The organism is Enterococcus massiliensis, assembly GCF_001050095.1.
GTDB lineage: Bacteria > Bacillota > Bacilli > Lactobacillales > Enterococcaceae > Enterococcus_C > Enterococcus_C songbeiensis.
Genome location: NZ_CVRN01000003.1, coordinates 1 through 14,583, shown reverse-complemented (window position 1 = coordinate 14,583; position 14,583 = coordinate 1). Strand labels below are relative to the sequence as shown.

Sequence of the window (14,583 nt, the reverse complement as noted above, 5' to 3'; positions counted from 1 at the left end):
AACGATAGTAGTTATCACTTATCTTGTACATAAAAAAAACGGACACAGGGTCCGTTTTTTTTTTTACATAGCAATCAACCAATAACCAATCAGAATCACACCTAAGATAATTCGATACCACCCAAATACAGTAAAATCATTTCTCTTGATGTAGCTCAGTAAGAATTTGATGGCAAGAACAGAAACAATAAAGGAAACGATTGTTCCTGTGAGAAGAATAACTACCCCTTGGAACTCAAACACATTGCCATCTTTGATAAATTTAAAAATCTTCAAGGCGCTTGCACCAAACATAACCGGAATTCCCAAAAAGAAGGAAAATTCCGTAGCAACAAAGCGGGAAGCACCAATCAAGATGGCGCCTAAAATCGTTGCTCCTGAGCGAGAGGTACCAGGAATCAAGGATAAAACTTGGAAAAAACCGACAACTGCGGCGGCTTTATAAGTGAACTGGTTCAAATCTGTACATTTTGGTGTTACATTCTTGTTCCGTCGTTCAACAACAATGAAGGCAATCCCATAAACAATCAACATAATAGCTACGGGTAAAAATTTATGAAAGTGAGCATCCAACCAATCATCTGCTGGGATTCCAATAATTGCTGCCGGTACGCAGGCAACCAGAACCTTTGACCATAAAATCCAAGTGTTTTTCTTTTCTAAACTATTTTTGGTCGGAGAAAAAGGGTTAAGCTTATGAAAATAAAGATAAACTACCGCTAAAATGGCACCTAATTGAATTACGACATTGAACATCGACATAAACTCGGCAGTTTCATTTAATTTAATAAATTGATCGGCTAAAATCAAATGACCGGTACTGCTGATCGGCAACCATTCGGTGATTCCTTCAATAATTCCTAAAAGGATAGCTTTTATAAAATTTGTAAAAAACATTTTTTCATTCCTTTCCATTATGAATTCAGTCTTTAGTATACCTTTTCTATACTGGAAAACCAATCGTTTTTTTAGCAAAAAAAGACAGCTGTCTCTGAGAGAAAGCTGCCATTTAGTATTAAGCTAAAAGATCATGAGAAAGTTGTTTTCCTTTTTCAATGTAATCAATGCTGCCAATTTCTGCAATCGTAAATTTTCCATTCTCATACACCAGACGACTGACGCTGCCGTTTAACAGGTTGGCACGGACTGGTTGGGAAGCATCAATTAGATTTAATAAGAAAGCAATCGTCAGCCCGTGGGAGACAACAGCTACTTTTCCGCCGCCTTGCTTTTCGACGCGATGGGCAATGTCTTCAAAGCCGGAATACACTCGCGCTTGCAACTGCTCGTAGGTTTCTGCCCAATTTGCCGTGTCTGCTTCATACACAGCATTGGCGATTTCTTTAAAAGTAGTATGAGTCATAAAGGTTTCGTTATCCCCTTTGAAATCCAATACGCGAGGAATCACTCCCCACATTTCTGCATCATAACCGCCTTCCAATGAACCAAAACACCATTCACGAATTCGATTGTCAATGGAATAAGGAATTTTTGGTCCATTGATGTGTTCCCCTAAGATGATGCGCATCGTTTCAATCGCTCGACCGCTGTCGCTGGAAACGGCATCCACAAATTCGGTTTCTCGTAAACCTAAAGCCAGATAATGAATTCCTTCTCGTCCACTTTTAGTTAGCGGTGTATCACACCAGCCTTGAACCCGCTGGACGCTGTTGAACATTGTTTTACCATGTCGGATAATATAAAGTTCCGTTTTTGCCATGTTTTTTCCTCCTTGTACCTTAAAATTTTTACAGATGCTAGTTTTTGCTGAAAAAGCGTAACTACCTTGTTCTAATTAAAAAAGGGATTTGTAGTGATTTCACGCTCAATCGTAGTAGCATCTCCATGCCCAGGATAAACTGGAAATTGTTTCGGCAAGGTAAATAGTTGTGTTTTGATACTTGTCAGCAATTGGTCTAAATTCCCCGTTGCAAGATCCGTTCGTCCGATACTGCCCCGGAAAAGAGCATCCCCTGAAACCACAAAGTCATCAAAAATAAAGCTGACACTGCCAATCGAATGGCCGGGAGTTGCCACAACAGAAAAGCGCATATCTCCAAGCGTATAGTCTTTTAATTCAAATAAATACTCTGCTGGTCTAACGAGGACATCGGCAATGTCATCGTGCCGTCCTAATCCTGACAAATTCATTTGCGGATCTTGCAACCAATCCTGTTCTAACGGACTCACATAAACAGGAATTTGATAATAATCTCTTAATGGATCAACGGCACCGATATGATCATAATGGGTATGGGTCAATAAAATTGCCACAGGTTTTCGTTGTAGTTTTTCGATTTGTAGAATTATTTTCTCCGGTTCTGCACCGGGGTCCACAATCAGTAGATTTTCTTTGTTGTAAATAAGATAGCAGTTTTCTTGAATGGGACCAGTCACTAGTCGTAAGATTTCCATAAGACGCCTCCTCTTTTCTATAAGTATAGCGCAAAGAAACGTATCCAACAAAGAAAGAAATTTTTCTGCCTCTAAAAAAGAAAGACTAAGGAGACTATGATGGAAAAATGGTAGATTCAAAAGAAACAACTAAAAAAACATTTATTTAACGAAGGTTTAAAAACCGCTCTGCTATACTTAGGGTAACGTATATTGGGGGAGTTTATATGAAAAAAGGAATCATAACAATCAACCTACTCATCATTGCGTCATTTCTTTTAGTTTCCTGTGCATCGAAAAAAGAATCCTTTTCGACAAAAGAGAGTGTTTTGGAAAATGAACCTGCGCTGGAACCGGAAATAAAATTACAAAGCAAAGAGCTGCTTATCCTACAAACAAACAACAATGATTTCCCCCAAAGCCAAGGGGTATATGATATTCATAACGACACATTGACAATCGTCAAACAATATATTCCTGATGATGATCCATCCATTACTTCGGAGAAGCTATCAGATTTGTATCACGAAAAATTGACGATTATAAAAGAAGATTTTGCGTCCACCTTTACTGAACAAGAGCTTTCAACTGATTTATTTCAAGTTTATGAACGGGTGGTACCGGAAATCACTGTTTCACTAGAAGGTCGAGAACTGATTTTACATGGAGAAGAATTTCAAAAGTCTTTCTATTTTGTCTCCGGCAGTACAAAGATCGTTGTTGACGGCAACAATGTTGAGTATGAAGTGAAGTACGACCGTTAGAATAATCGAAATTGTCAGATAAATGAAATCTTTTTTTGCTGAATTCTTACAAGTCAGTCGTGATTATTTCATGCCCTTTTAATAATTTCTCGTTATATTATAGACATCCCAAAAATCTAAATTCTTATCCTGTATCCCTGAAAATTTTTCAGGGATTTCTTTTTACATTTTTCCTCTTTTTTTCGTTATAGAAGTGAAGGGAGGAAAATAGAATGAACTGGGAAGAATTATTTTTGGAATTGCAGCAACAAAAGATTCTTTATGTCTTAGGTTTACTGGCGGTGGCAATGACGCTGGATTTTTTCAGCGGTGTGTATGTTGCAAAAAAGCAGCAGTGCCTTTCGTCTAAAGTTGGGATCAATGGAATTTTGCGTAAGCTTGCCAGCATGGTTTTACTGGTTTTCTTTTTGCCAGTGGCGTTGTTGCTGCCCATTAAGACTGGCATTGCGATGCTTTACGTCTTCTATGTGGGCTATCTTTTGCTGGAAATTCAATCTATTTTGGAAAATTATCAAAAAATTGGCATCAACAGTCTGCCTTTTTCGGCATTTTTAGAATTGCTGAAAAAATATCGGCAGAAATAATTTGTTACGCTCCTGAAAAATTTCAGGAGTTTTTTTGTCTTTGACCTTTGCTTATTTTCTTCTATAATAAAGGGACTGCTGGAAAGAGGAGGTGCAAAACAAATGCATCGAGGAAAAATATCGGTCCGCAAAATCGTTGAATTTATTTTGCGCAGAGGAGATATTGATAGCCGGCGAGTGAGCAACCACACTGCTTTAGAAGGCGCAAAAATCCACCGACGACTGCAAAGCGCAGCAGGCGAGGCGTATCAAAAAGAAGTTACGCTGAAAATCGAAAGCCAGCTGGGTGAGGACCTGTTGATTGTTGAAGGTCGGGCAGACGGTATTTTTATGGGAGATTTCTGGACGATTGATGAAATTAAAACTTCCGAGGTTGCCTTTGAAGATTTGACGGAAGACCAGATCGAATTGTTTTTCTATCAGGCGATGGTTTATGCTTATATTTATGCAAAAGAAAATACCTTACTGGAAATTGATGTTCAATTAACATATTTTCAGACAACAGAAGAGCTGATCACGCGAAAGAACCGGCATTTTTTATTTTCTGAATTAGAAACTTTTTACTTGGACTTGATCCATGAATACCATAAATGGCTGCTGTTTCAAGAAGACTGGCGGAGAGTCCGTAATACCTCTTTGATGGCGTTGAAATTTCCCCATGAAACCTATCGAAAAGGACAACGAGAACTGGCTGTGGCAGCTTATAAGACATTAAAAGCCAAGCAAAAATTGTTTGCAGAGGCACCGACAGGTACAGGAAAAACAATTTCCACCCTTTTTCCGGCGCTCAAGGCAATGGGAGAAGATGAAGCAGATCGGATTTTTTATTTAACTGCGAAAACAATCACTCGGCAAGTGGCAGAAGATGCTATGAAAGCTTTGACAGATGTCGGCGGACAGGCAAAAGTAATCACGATTACGGCGAAAGACAAAATTTGTTTTCTTGAGGACCGTAATTGCACACCGGAAAACTGTCCCTATGCCAAAGGCTATTACAACCGAATCAATGAAGGGTTGTGGGATCTTTTGCATCATGAAAATTTGATTACCAGAGAAGTGATCGAAACTTATGCCCGCAAGCACATGCTTTGTCCTTTTGAATTTTCTCTTGATGCCAGTCTGTGGTGTGATGTCATCATTGGAGATTACAATTATTTGTTTGATCCAACGGTTTATTTGCGCCGTTTCTTTGAAGAAAATGACGAAAACTATTTCTTTCTAGTAGATGAAGCACATAATCTGGTCAATCGTTCACGAGAAATGTACTCGGCAGAAATTTCCTACGCAAAGGCAAAAGTACTTTGGGAGCAGTTGGGAAAAACCCACCAAAAATTGCGTAGAAGTTTAAATAAGGTGAATAAGGAATTTGAAAAAATTGATGAAATCGGCAAAGAAGACGGCTGGGAGTACCATCACCAACAAGCGCCGGCGGATCAATTGATCAAACAGCTGTTTCGTTTGCAAGAGAAGATGAAAGAATGGCTGGCTGCAAATCCGGATGACCGGGCTCAAGAGCAAGTACTTAGCTTCTATTTTGATGTGCTGCATTTCTTAAAAATCAGTGAATTTTATGATGATCATTATGAAACCACCGTTGAACGTTCACGAGTTGATATACGAATCAAGCTTTTTTGTATGGCACCTGCGCCATTCTTAACTGAGATGCTGAATAAAGGAAAAGCCAGTCTCTTGTTTTCTGCCAGCTTCAGTCCGCTTTCTTATTACCAAGAAGTACTGGGAGGAGAAAAGGAAGCTCTGCGCTATAAGCTGCCAAGTCCCTTTAAAGAAAAACAACAAAAAATCATCATCACCAACTATATTCAAACCACGTATCAAAGACGACAAGAAAGTCTGCCAGAAATCGTCGCCGCACTAAATACAATGATTCAAGCAAAAAAAGGCAATTATATGGTTTTCTTTCCATCTTATCGTTATTTGGATGATACGGCTGCACTGTTCAAAGAATTGTATCCAGAAGTCACTACCTTAATTCAAGACTCTAAAATGAATGAAGGCGAACGGGAACAGTTTTTAGCAAAATTTGAAGAGAATCCGCAAAATCCGGTATTGGCATTTTGTGTATTGGGAGGAATTTTTTCGGAAGGAATCGATTTGAAGGGAACTCGTTTGATTGGCACTGCGATCGTTGGTGTAGGGCTGCCTCAAATCAATCATGAACAAGAGTTGATTCGTGATTATTTTGACGAACAAAATCATCGAGGATTTGAGTATGCCTATCAATTACCTGGGATGAACAAAGTATTACAGGCGGCCGGGCGGGTGATTCGAGATGAAACAGATTATGGTGTGGTCCTGCTTTTGGACCAGCGCTTTCATTCTCCGCGTTATCGTCAATTATTTCCATTGCATTGGCATCCTGCTGTTGCCTATCGTCCCCAACAACTGGCAGATGAACTGGCTAATTTCTGGAAAACCATAAAATAAGGCGTGTTGCTTTACTTAATTTAAACTATAGGATACCCTTGGATAAATTTAAGGCGAAGGGTGTTTTTTTATGGATGGCAGCGGACTAAAAAAAGATCAAATTTATCTTGCGAAAGTAGTTGGATGTGAAACTTTGCAAAAAATCCGGATTATGAATGTGATGACTAATTGTGCCACGGTGGAACTAATCGAAGGCGGAAAAAACGGTGTCGTCAAATTGACGGATATTTTCCCAATGGAACAGAAAAGTTGATGCCAAGTATCAAATAATCAGTGATGAAGAGTTGCTTGCCGAGTGCTTTTATTTTCTCATGGAAAAATCAGTTTAATTTTCAGATGGAAACTGCTATTCTAAAGAAGATGAAAATTGAAGCAAGGAGAACTGATTGTGGGAAAAATTGGCGTTAGACATGAACAAACAGAGATGTTTAAAAAAATAGGGGTTGTGCTGATTTCAGGAATCACCGCAGCTATTTCATTAAATTATTTTCTGATTCCGGCAAAGGTACTTTCTGCTGGAATGAACGGAGTGGCACAAATTATCGTGTTTCTTGGCTGGCGTTATTTCGAGATTCATTTGAGTACTGGTCTGTTTATTTTGATTTTAAATATTCCAATTTTTATTTTAGGTTTTATGAAGTTGGGGAAAGCATCGACATTTTGGAGTTTTGTTAATGTTGTTGGCGTTTCATTGATAACGATGATTATGCCTCAGGGTGAAGTCACCAATAACATCCTAATGAATTCATTGGTCGGCGGCGTCTTGTTGGGCGTGGGTGCCGGGTTTTCCTTAAAAATGGGATTTACTACCGGTGGCATGGATATTTTATCATTGATTTTATCGAAAACAACGGGTAAAACGGTTGGAAAGTATATGTTTATTCTCAATGGAATCATCGTGATGGTGGCGGGTTTTATTTTTAGCTGGGAAAGTGCATTGTATACAATTATCTCGATTTATTGTATGAGTCACGTGGTGGATATGATCCACACAAGCCATCAGAAAGTCACCGCAATGATTATTACTACCAAACCCGATGAAGTTGGGAAAAATATTGCTGCTCGTGTTTTTCGGGGGATGACGTTGATGCCTTCTGTTGGAGGTTATTCCGGTGTGGAAGGCAAGACGATCATGATGGTGATTACCCGCTATGAACTTTATGATTTAGAACAAGCAGTCATTGAAGCCGATGAAAATGCCTTTGTCAATATCTTGCCTACACAATCCATTATTGGACGATTTGCCAGCGAAGACGATCAACGAACTTTTAAAGCAACCGGAAAATTTCCGGAAATGAAGATTCAAAAGAAAGGGCGCTGACCTTTTTAGATAGAAACAGAGGATATTTACAAAAGGGGAAAAACAAGGTATTATTTGGAAAGAAATGGTTAAAGGAGGCTTGTGCAAATGAGTCAACAATACTCTGAACAAGAAGTAGAAGAAATCAAAGATCGCGTGCTGACTGCGTTAGAAACAGTTATCGACCCAGAACTTGGCATCGACATCGTGAATCTTGGCTTGATATATGAAATCGAATTTGATGGAGAAACTGGCAATGCTGTCGTGAAAATGACACTGACTACGATGGGCTGTCCTCTAGCGGACATCTTAACTGATCAAATCCATCAAGCATTGGCAGAAGTAACAGAAGTGAAAAATGTTGAAGTGAAATTGGTTTGGTATCCAGCATGGACGACCGATAAAATGAGTCGCTATGCACGGATTGCGTTAGGAATTCGCTAGGCATTGCTACAAGAAATGCTGCACGGACATAATTGAAAAGATTGAATCTCTTATTTTTTACTATTTGTATAGTGAAGGATAGGAGATTTTTTTGCTTAAAAATTATTCCAAAAAAAGAGACAAAAAGGCAACCACAGTGAACCAAACCACATAGAGTTTGACCGAAAATTAGGTTTGTGAATTCACTAATGAGCCTCTTTGCCTCTCAAAGTTACGGTTGGATGATTTGGAAAAAAATCATTTCCATAAGTGGAGAGGCTTGACCCGAAATAAGGTCTTTGTAATACATTCCCCTCATTGGACCGATTCCCAACAAAACGCCAAAAACCAGCAGAATTGCGAGCAGAATGAGTAAGAAATTAAGAAAATAAAGGAGTCTTCCACTGAATTGGAGATTACTCATAATACGATCAAATGGACGTTGACGATAAATGCGTTTGGCCTGAGGTATTTTGTGAAAAGCTTCAATCTCTTGCCAATTTTTTCGAAAAAATTCTGCGTCCGTCTCTGTAAAAATTTCACTAAAAATATGATTTCCTGCTTGAAAATCAACGTAATACCAGACAATTTCCTTTTTTTTCATTCCCTTAGGATCACGATAAGATAATGGATGGGGTTCAAGATAAATCGAATGGATCTCTTTGTAAGGATAGCTAAAATAATTTTTATCCTCTAAATAATCAAGAATTATCAAATAGATTATTCGCTGATTCGTAAAAATAAACAAGCGATTGCCTCGTGTGTCACTGAAATTTTTGACATATTGTTTGGCTTTTTTAGTTCGTGCATAGCCCATGCCGCCAATTCCTTGATTGGTTGCGGCGGTATTTTCTGCTACTGTCATGGGGAGAAAGCCGCAAATTTCCTCACTAGAAGCCAATTCAACTTGGATATCTGCCAGAAGCTCTTGAAGAAGGATATAATATTTACTCCGTTCAAATAATTGATTTTTATCCATCTCAAATGAAGAATGGTGGTAACGATTGTTTTCTTGATAAATGACGTCTTTAAAGCCCATGATGACTCATCCTTTCTTGCAATGTTTTCTTAAGCTGAGTTTTCCCGCGAGACAGATGATTGTAAATAGCGCTTTTTTCCAAGCCGACTGAGTCAGCGATTTCTTGCGGCGAAAGCTGGTAAAAATAATAGAGAAGAAAAATTCTCTGATCGATTTCCTTTAAAGTATCAATAAGCAGAAGAAAATGTTCACGAGCTAGAGGAGAGTCAATCAAGGATTCGGAACATGCCTCCCAATCAGTTTGCTGTTTTTCTTTTTGAAGCTGTCTTTTTTTATCGAGACTGCGGCTGCGGGCGATCAAAAGGATCCAAGTTGTAAAACTGCTCTTAGATTCATCAAACTGAGCTATTTTTCGCCAAATATCATAAAAAATCTCATTTTCCACATCTGACCAATAATTTGGTTCGATTCCATGACTTAAAATGCTGTGTACTGTCCGCAATATGCATACACCATAATTCTCAATCAACAATTCCAATCCTGTGAAATTTTGTGCCTTCAATAAAAGAATGATTGCTTCCTCATTCAAACCCCCTCGCCTCCTTTCGTCTATTATACGTAATCGCTTCCTATTTTCTATCAAAAAAGAAAATTCTTTTGGAAAAAAATATACCGTACCTAAAATAAAGAAGAAGTTTGGAAATGGTTAACAAAATAATGAGTATGTCCGCGTAATGTTCGGTATATTGTTGATTTTTCTCTTCAAAAAAAGTATTCTATAAAAAAACGAAGGAGTAGGTATATGCTGAAAACAACTTTTTTAGAACATACATTTGAAAATCCCTTTATGAACGCATCTGGTGTTCATTGTCTGACAGTCGCTGATTTGACCGAACTGGCTGAGTCAAAGGCGGGCGCTTTTATCACAAAAAGTGCTACTTTAGCACCACGACAAGGAAACCCAGAACCGCGTTATTTTGATGTGCCACTTGGAAGTATCAACTCAATGGGGCTACCAAACAAAGGAATTGCCTATTATCTGGATTTTGCGATGGAGTATCAGAAAAAATCCTCAACCCCACTTTTCTTTTCTGTAGCGGGTATGAGTGTTGAGGAGAATATCGACATGCTGAAAATGATTCAGGAAAGTGAATTTTCCGGGGTGACAGAACTTAATCTTTCTTGTCCAAACGTTCCGGGAAAACCACAAGTTGCCTACGATTTTCCGTTGACCAAACGAATTTTATCCGAAGTTTTTCAATTTTTCACAAAACCACTGGGCGTAAAACTGCCACCGTATTTCGATTTGGCTCACTTTGATGAAATGGCAGGTATTTTAAATCAATTTCCCCTTACCTATGTTAATTCAATCAACAGTATCGGCAATGGGTTATATATTGATACGGAGGAAGAAGCTGTTGTAATAAAACCAAAGGATGGTTTTGGCGGAATCGGTGGTGAATATGTCAAACCGACAGCTTTAGCGAATGTTCGTGCATTCTATACTCGACTGAATCCTGAAATAAAAATAATCGGGACTGGTGGAATCCGCACTGGGCAGGATGCATTCGAGCATTTGCTTTGCGGAGCAACGATGCTTCAGATTGGGACGGAGCTTCATAAAGAAGGCCCAGAAATTTTTGAACGATTAACGACCGAATTAGCTGAAATTATGACGAGAAAAGGGTATAATTCGATTGACGATTTCTGCGGAAAATTGAAATCGTTGAACAAGAAGGAAAAATAAATTATCTCTTTTTAAAAATGGAAGTGTGACAATGGAAATAAGAAAAGCTCAGCAAGCAGATTTATCGTCGATTCTGTCGATTGTTGCTGATGGTGTTCTTTCTTTGAAGAAGCAGGGACTTCCTCAATGGCAAAATGGATTTAGTCCCCAGAAAGAACAAATTGAAACAGATATTCAACGAGAAGAAAGTTATGTTTTGATTAATGACGAAGCTGTTGTTGGTACAGCAGCATTGGTTAGCGGCATTGATCCCGTGTATGCTGCCATTCAAAATGGAAGTTGGGAAGGGTCGGACAATTATTTATCGATTCATCGTTTTGCGATCGCTTCTCATACGGTTGGTAAAGGTTATGGAAAAGCATTTTTGGAATTATTGGTCAATCAAGCCATTGCTCTAGGTGTAAAGGATATTCGAATCGATACCCACAATGGAAATATTGGAATGCAAAGAACGATTGAGAAGGCAGGATTCTCCTATCGAGGCATCGTAAAATTTCCTATTCCTGACGGTGAACGAAAAGCCTATCAATGGATAAAATAATTTTAGCGCAAAGTCCGTATTTAATGATAGCGATGACCTAATTGCAGAAATAAAGGAGAGAAATTTTGCCCTTTTTTTAAAATTGGAAAGGATATCGCTTAGAGAATGATGAGAGCTTGTGTTAAAATGAAGTAACAAGTGATGGTAAGAGGGGGATTTTATGAAAAAAAGGAATACATTAAGGTTAAGAAAAGCGTTAGCGCTTTTTAGTGTTGTGGTTATCACCTTCACTCATGGTATGCCAGCGTATGCTGGTGTGGCCGAGAGCGTGGCAACAGAAGAAACAAGTGAGCAAATTGAAGAAGTTCAGGAACCTGAGGTACAGCCAGATGCAACAGAAGAATCTGTCGCAGAGCCCCCTGCTCCTGTAGCTCCGGTAGAGCCCAGTCAACCAGAAGTCGTGGATACAACGCAGGTGAGTCAATTATTGACACAGGTCAATCAAATCATCGCAAATGAAAGCAGTTATACACCGACATCTTTTGCTGCTGCTAAACCACAACTGTTAGCAGCGCAGGCTTCTGCACAAGCACTTTTAGCTAATCCGCAAGCAACAACAGCGGAAGTCACACAAGTTGTGGAACAGCTTCAAGCTTCTTTTGCCGGATTGATTTTGAAATCGGATAAAACGGCATTGAACCAATTAATTCAAGCAAGCGGGAGCTATCAAGCGGCAACTTATACTGCGGTAACTTTTGCAGTCTTTCAAACAGCGCTGACGCAGGCAAAAACTGTTGCAGAAAATGAAAATGCGACAGAAGCAGAGGTGGCTCAAGCATTGACGGCCTTGCAACAAGCGATTGCTCAGCTTAAAAAAGCAGAACAAGCTAAGCCGACTCCAAAACCAGAACCAGAGAAACCGCAAAAACCAGTTACCACGCAGCCGGCAAAACCTGCGGAAACGAAACCGAAAGAAACAACGCCAGAGAAACAACCAGAAACAACACCTAATCAAGGTCCAGTTCAAGAAAGTTCAACCGGTGAAACTGTTTCTTTAGAAGATCGCTTAGTAACAGACAGTTTAACGGATTCTGAATAAAACTCTTGTTTCTTCTATAAAGTCTTGATAAGATGGCTTTGTGAAGGACGGTGTATTATGAACAAACGTTTGAAGAAAAAACAAGCATATAAAAATTATATCCACGCTATTTTCAACGGTTATGAAAAAATGATATTGGAATCTGAATTAAAAGAACTTAAATTTCAGTATCTGAATGAAGAAACAATTATTTACCGAGATGAAGAAAATCTAATACGCTTTTTGACCCGTGACAAAAAGTAAAAGGCAACACGGAGCATAACTAATATTTTTAGTTGTGCTTTTTTTATTGACGCATATCTAAAAAGGTGCTATAGTAAAGCACGTTGTTCCGTTATATTCGAAAATGAATACTTTTCAGAAAAAAGTTGAAAAAGAGAGTTGACGAAACAAGAAACAGATGTTACTATAACAAAGTCGTCAAACGACGAAAGAAAACAAACCGTGATACAGCGTGAAATTTTCTTTTAAAAAGTTGTTGACAAATAACAACTCGTTTGATAAACTAATCAAGTCGCTGTTAAGCAGCTGAAGAAAATTCGTTTTAAACACTTTGTTCAAACGAAAAAAACTTCAAGCTTTTAGTTGACAATCACTTGTCAATCTGATATGATTTAAAATTTGCTGAAACAACGCAGTAGACCTTTGAAAACTGAACAAAGCAAGCAAACGAACCAAAATGTGTAAGGTGCTTCTTTTAGTAGAAGCAACAGAAACATGCAAGCAATAAGCTAGCAAAACAAATGAGCTTAACGATCGCAAGATCGTGTTTAAACTTTATTATGAGAGTTTGATCCTGGCTCAGGACGAACGCTGGCGGCGTGCCTAATACATGCAAGTCGAACGCTTTTTCTTTCACCGAGATTTATCTCACCGAAAGAAAAAGAGTGGCGAACGGGTGAGTAACACGTGGGTAACCTGCCCATCAGCGGAGGATAACACTTGGAAACAGGTGCTAATACTGCATAATACGAAGGATCACATGGTCTTTCGTTGAAAGGCGCTTTTGCGTCACTGATGGATGGACCCGCGGTGCATTAGCTAGTTGGTGAGGTAACGGCTCACCAAGGCCACGATGCATAGCCGACCTGAGAGGGTGATCGGCCACACTGGGACTGAGACACGGCCCAGACTCCTACGGGAGGCAGCAGTAGGGAATCTTCGGCAATGGACGAAAGTCTGACCGAGCAACGCCGCGTGAGTGAAGAAGGTTTTCGGATCGTAAAACTCTGTTGTTAGAGAAGAACAAGGATGAGAAGAGAATGTTCATCCCTTGACGGTATCTAACCAGAAAGCCACGGCTAACTACGTGCCAGCAGCCGCGGTAATACGTAGGTGGCAAGCGTTGTCCGGATTTATTGGGCGTAAAGCGAGCGCAGGCGGTTTCTTAAGTCTGATGTGAAAGCCCCCGGCTTAACCGGGGAGGGTCATTGGAAACTGGGAGACTTGAGTGCAGAAGAGGAGAGTGGAATTCCATGTGTAGCGGTGAAATGCGTAGATATATGGAGGAACACCAGTGGCGAAGGCGGCTCTCTGGTCTGTAACTGACGCTGAGGCTCGAAAGCGTGGGGAGCAAACAGGATTAGATACCCTGGTAGTCCACGCCGTAAACGATGAGTGCTAAGTGTTGGAGGGTTTCCGCCCTTCAGTGCTGCAGCTAACGCATTAAGCACTCCGCCTGGGGAGTACGACCGCAAGGTTGAAACTCAAAGGAATTGACGGGGGCCCGCACAAGCGGTGGAGCATGTGGTTTAATTCGAAGCAACGCGAAGAACCTTACCAGGTCTTGACATCCTTTGACCACTCTAGAGATAGAGCTTTCCCTTCGGGGACAAAGTGACAGGTGGTGCATGGTTGTCGTCAGCTCGTGTCGTGAGATGTTGGGTTAAGTCCCGCAACGAGCGCAACCCTTATTGTTAGTTGCCATCATTTAGTTGGGCACTCTAGCGAGACTGCCGGTGACAAACCGGAGGAAGGTGGGGATGACGTCAAATCATCATGCCCCTTATGACCTGGGCTACACACGTGCTACAATGGGAAGTACAACGAGTTGCGAAGTCGCGAGGCTAAGCTAATCTCTTAAAGCTTCTCTCAGTTCGGATTGTAGGCTGCAACTCGCCTACATGAAGCCGGAATCGCTAGTAATCGCGGATCAGCACGCCGCGGTGAATACGTTCCCGGGCCTTGTACACACCGCCCGTCACACCACGAGAGTTTGTAACACCCGAAGTCGGTGAGGTAACCTTTTTGGAGCCAGCCGCCTAAGGTGGGATAGATGATTGGGGTGAAGTCGTAACAAGGTAGCCGTATCGGAAGGTGCGGCTGGATCACCTCCTTTCTAAGGAAAATATTCGGAAGACTTACACA

General features: G+C 40.2%; 15 protein-coding genes and 1 rRNA gene. 11 read left to right on the top strand and 5 right to left on the bottom strand.

The genetic code is table 11. From position 1 onward, the window contains the following. Positions 1-63: 63 nt before the first annotated feature. The 3 genes from BN1875_RS00605 to BN1875_RS00595 form a co-directional block, all read right to left on the bottom strand. Positions 64-897, bottom strand: a complete 834-nt coding sequence (locus BN1875_RS00605) for an undecaprenyl-diphosphate phosphatase (RefSeq protein ID WP_048602941.1) — start codon at positions 895-897, stop codon at positions 64-66. A gap of 118 nt (positions 898-1,015) precedes the next feature. Further along, the gene (locus tag BN1875_RS00600; RefSeq protein WP_048602940.1) at positions 1,016-1,720 is read right to left on the bottom strand and encodes a histidine phosphatase family protein; all 705 of its coding nucleotides are present in this window, start codon (positions 1,718-1,720) and stop codon (positions 1,016-1,018) included. A gap of 71 nt (positions 1,721-1,791) precedes the next feature. Further along, the gene (locus BN1875_RS00595) at positions 1,792-2,415 is read right to left on the bottom strand and encodes an MBL fold metallo-hydrolase (RefSeq protein WP_048602939.1); all 624 of its coding nucleotides are present in this window, start codon (positions 2,413-2,415) and stop codon (positions 1,792-1,794) included. A 206-nt stretch (positions 2,416-2,621) separates the two neighbouring features. On the opposite strand from BN1875_RS00595, the gene BN1875_RS00590 reads away from it, so the two are divergent. From BN1875_RS00590 to BN1875_RS00565, 6 genes are all read left to right on the top strand, one after another. Continuing rightward, positions 2,622-3,158, top strand: a complete 537-nt coding sequence (locus BN1875_RS00590) for a hypothetical protein (protein ID WP_048602938.1) — start codon at positions 2,622-2,624, stop codon at positions 3,156-3,158. A gap of 212 nt (positions 3,159-3,370) precedes the next feature. Next, a complete protein-coding gene (locus BN1875_RS13585) occupies positions 3,371-3,742 on the top strand; it encodes a phage holin family protein (protein WP_048602937.1) in 372 nt (123 codons plus the stop codon). A 102-nt stretch (positions 3,743-3,844) separates the two neighbouring features. Next, a complete protein-coding gene (locus BN1875_RS00580; RefSeq protein ID WP_048602936.1) occupies positions 3,845-6,187 on the top strand; it encodes an ATP-dependent DNA helicase in 2,343 nt (780 codons plus the stop codon). 70 nt (positions 6,188-6,257) lie between these two features. After that, positions 6,258-6,440: a hypothetical protein gene (locus BN1875_RS00575; protein WP_048602935.1), complete on the top strand. Its 183-nt coding sequence runs from the start codon at positions 6,258-6,260 to the stop codon at positions 6,438-6,440. Positions 6,441-6,611: 171 nt separating this feature from the next. Beyond that, positions 6,612-7,508, top strand: coding sequence for a YitT family protein (locus tag BN1875_RS00570; RefSeq protein ID WP_390622574.1), 897 nt, complete (start codon positions 6,612-6,614; stop codon positions 7,506-7,508). A gap of 87 nt (positions 7,509-7,595) precedes the next feature. Then, on the top strand, positions 7,596-7,931 hold the full coding sequence (locus tag BN1875_RS00565) for a metal-sulfur cluster assembly factor (protein WP_048602933.1): 336 nt from the start codon (positions 7,596-7,598) through the stop codon (positions 7,929-7,931). Between the two features lie 211 nt (positions 7,932-8,142). On the opposite strand, the gene BN1875_RS00560 is transcribed toward BN1875_RS00565, so the two are convergent. Both BN1875_RS00560 and BN1875_RS00555 read right to left on the bottom strand, forming a co-directional pair. Next, positions 8,143-8,949 carry a hypothetical protein gene (locus tag BN1875_RS00560; RefSeq protein WP_048602932.1) on the bottom strand — a complete coding sequence of 269 codons (807 nt, stop codon included), beginning with the start codon at positions 8,947-8,949 and terminating at the stop codon, positions 8,143-8,145. Then, on the bottom strand, positions 8,939-9,478 hold the full coding sequence (locus BN1875_RS00555; RefSeq protein ID WP_048602931.1) for a sigma-70 family RNA polymerase sigma factor: 540 nt from the start codon (positions 9,476-9,478) through the stop codon (positions 8,939-8,941). Before BN1875_RS00555 ends, BN1875_RS00560 begins: the two co-directional genes overlap by 11 nt. A gap of 213 nt (positions 9,479-9,691) precedes the next feature. On the opposite strand from BN1875_RS00555, the gene BN1875_RS00550 reads away from it, so the two are divergent. The 5 genes from BN1875_RS00550 to BN1875_RS00530 all read left to right on the top strand — a co-directional run bounded on the left by BN1875_RS00550 (position 9,692) and on the right by BN1875_RS00530 (position 14,554). After that, on the top strand, positions 9,692-10,636 hold the full coding sequence (locus tag BN1875_RS00550; protein WP_048602930.1) for a dihydroorotate oxidase: 945 nt from the start codon (positions 9,692-9,694) through the stop codon (positions 10,634-10,636). Positions 10,637-10,667: 31 nt separating this feature from the next. Then, a complete protein-coding gene (locus BN1875_RS00545; protein ID WP_048602929.1) occupies positions 10,668-11,177 on the top strand; it encodes a GNAT family N-acetyltransferase in 510 nt (169 codons plus the stop codon). A 160-nt stretch (positions 11,178-11,337) separates the two neighbouring features. Next, on the top strand, positions 11,338-12,216 hold the full coding sequence (locus BN1875_RS00540) for a hypothetical protein (RefSeq protein ID WP_048602928.1): 879 nt from the start codon (positions 11,338-11,340) through the stop codon (positions 12,214-12,216). A 57-nt stretch (positions 12,217-12,273) separates the two neighbouring features. Further along, positions 12,274-12,459, top strand: coding sequence for a hypothetical protein (locus BN1875_RS00535; protein WP_048602927.1), 186 nt, complete (start codon positions 12,274-12,276; stop codon positions 12,457-12,459). Between the two features lie 535 nt (positions 12,460-12,994). Further along, positions 12,995-14,554 (top strand): 16S ribosomal RNA (locus BN1875_RS00530). Positions 14,555-14,583: the final 29 nt, after the last annotated feature.

What these genes read in the sequence shown, in the direction of transcription:
- BN1875_RS00605 (WP_048602941.1), bottom strand. Translation starts at nt 897, where the DNA reads ATGTTTTTTACAAATTTTATAAAAGCTATCCTTTTAGGAATTATTGAA.
- BN1875_RS00600 (WP_048602940.1), bottom strand. Translation starts at nt 1,720, where the DNA reads ATGGCAAAAACGGAACTTTATATTATCCGACATGGTAAAACAATGTTC.
- BN1875_RS00595 (WP_048602939.1), bottom strand. Translation starts at nt 2,415, where the DNA reads ATGGAAATCTTACGACTAGTGACTGGTCCCATTCAAGAAAACTGCTAT.
- BN1875_RS00590 (WP_048602938.1), top strand. Translation starts at nt 2,622, where the DNA reads ATGAAAAAAGGAATCATAACAATCAACCTACTCATCATTGCGTCATTT.
- BN1875_RS13585 (WP_048602937.1), top strand. Translation starts at nt 3,371, where the DNA reads ATGAACTGGGAAGAATTATTTTTGGAATTGCAGCAACAAAAGATTCTT.
- BN1875_RS00580 (WP_048602936.1), top strand. Translation starts at nt 3,845, where the DNA reads ATGCATCGAGGAAAAATATCGGTCCGCAAAATCGTTGAATTTATTTTG.
- BN1875_RS00575 (WP_048602935.1), top strand. Translation starts at nt 6,258, where the DNA reads ATGGATGGCAGCGGACTAAAAAAAGATCAAATTTATCTTGCGAAAGTA.
- BN1875_RS00570 (WP_390622574.1), top strand. Translation starts at nt 6,612, where the DNA reads ATGTTTAAAAAAATAGGGGTTGTGCTGATTTCAGGAATCACCGCAGCT.
- BN1875_RS00565 (WP_048602933.1), top strand. Translation starts at nt 7,596, where the DNA reads ATGAGTCAACAATACTCTGAACAAGAAGTAGAAGAAATCAAAGATCGC.
- BN1875_RS00560 (WP_048602932.1), bottom strand. Translation starts at nt 8,949, where the DNA reads ATGGGCTTTAAAGACGTCATTTATCAAGAAAACAATCGTTACCACCAT.
- BN1875_RS00550 (WP_048602930.1), top strand. Translation starts at nt 9,692, where the DNA reads ATGCTGAAAACAACTTTTTTAGAACATACATTTGAAAATCCCTTTATG.
- BN1875_RS00545 (WP_048602929.1), top strand. Translation starts at nt 10,668, where the DNA reads ATGGAAATAAGAAAAGCTCAGCAAGCAGATTTATCGTCGATTCTGTCG.
- BN1875_RS00540 (WP_048602928.1), top strand. Translation starts at nt 11,338, where the DNA reads ATGAAAAAAAGGAATACATTAAGGTTAAGAAAAGCGTTAGCGCTTTTT.
- BN1875_RS00535 (WP_048602927.1), top strand. Translation starts at nt 12,274, where the DNA reads ATGAACAAACGTTTGAAGAAAAAACAAGCATATAAAAATTATATCCAC.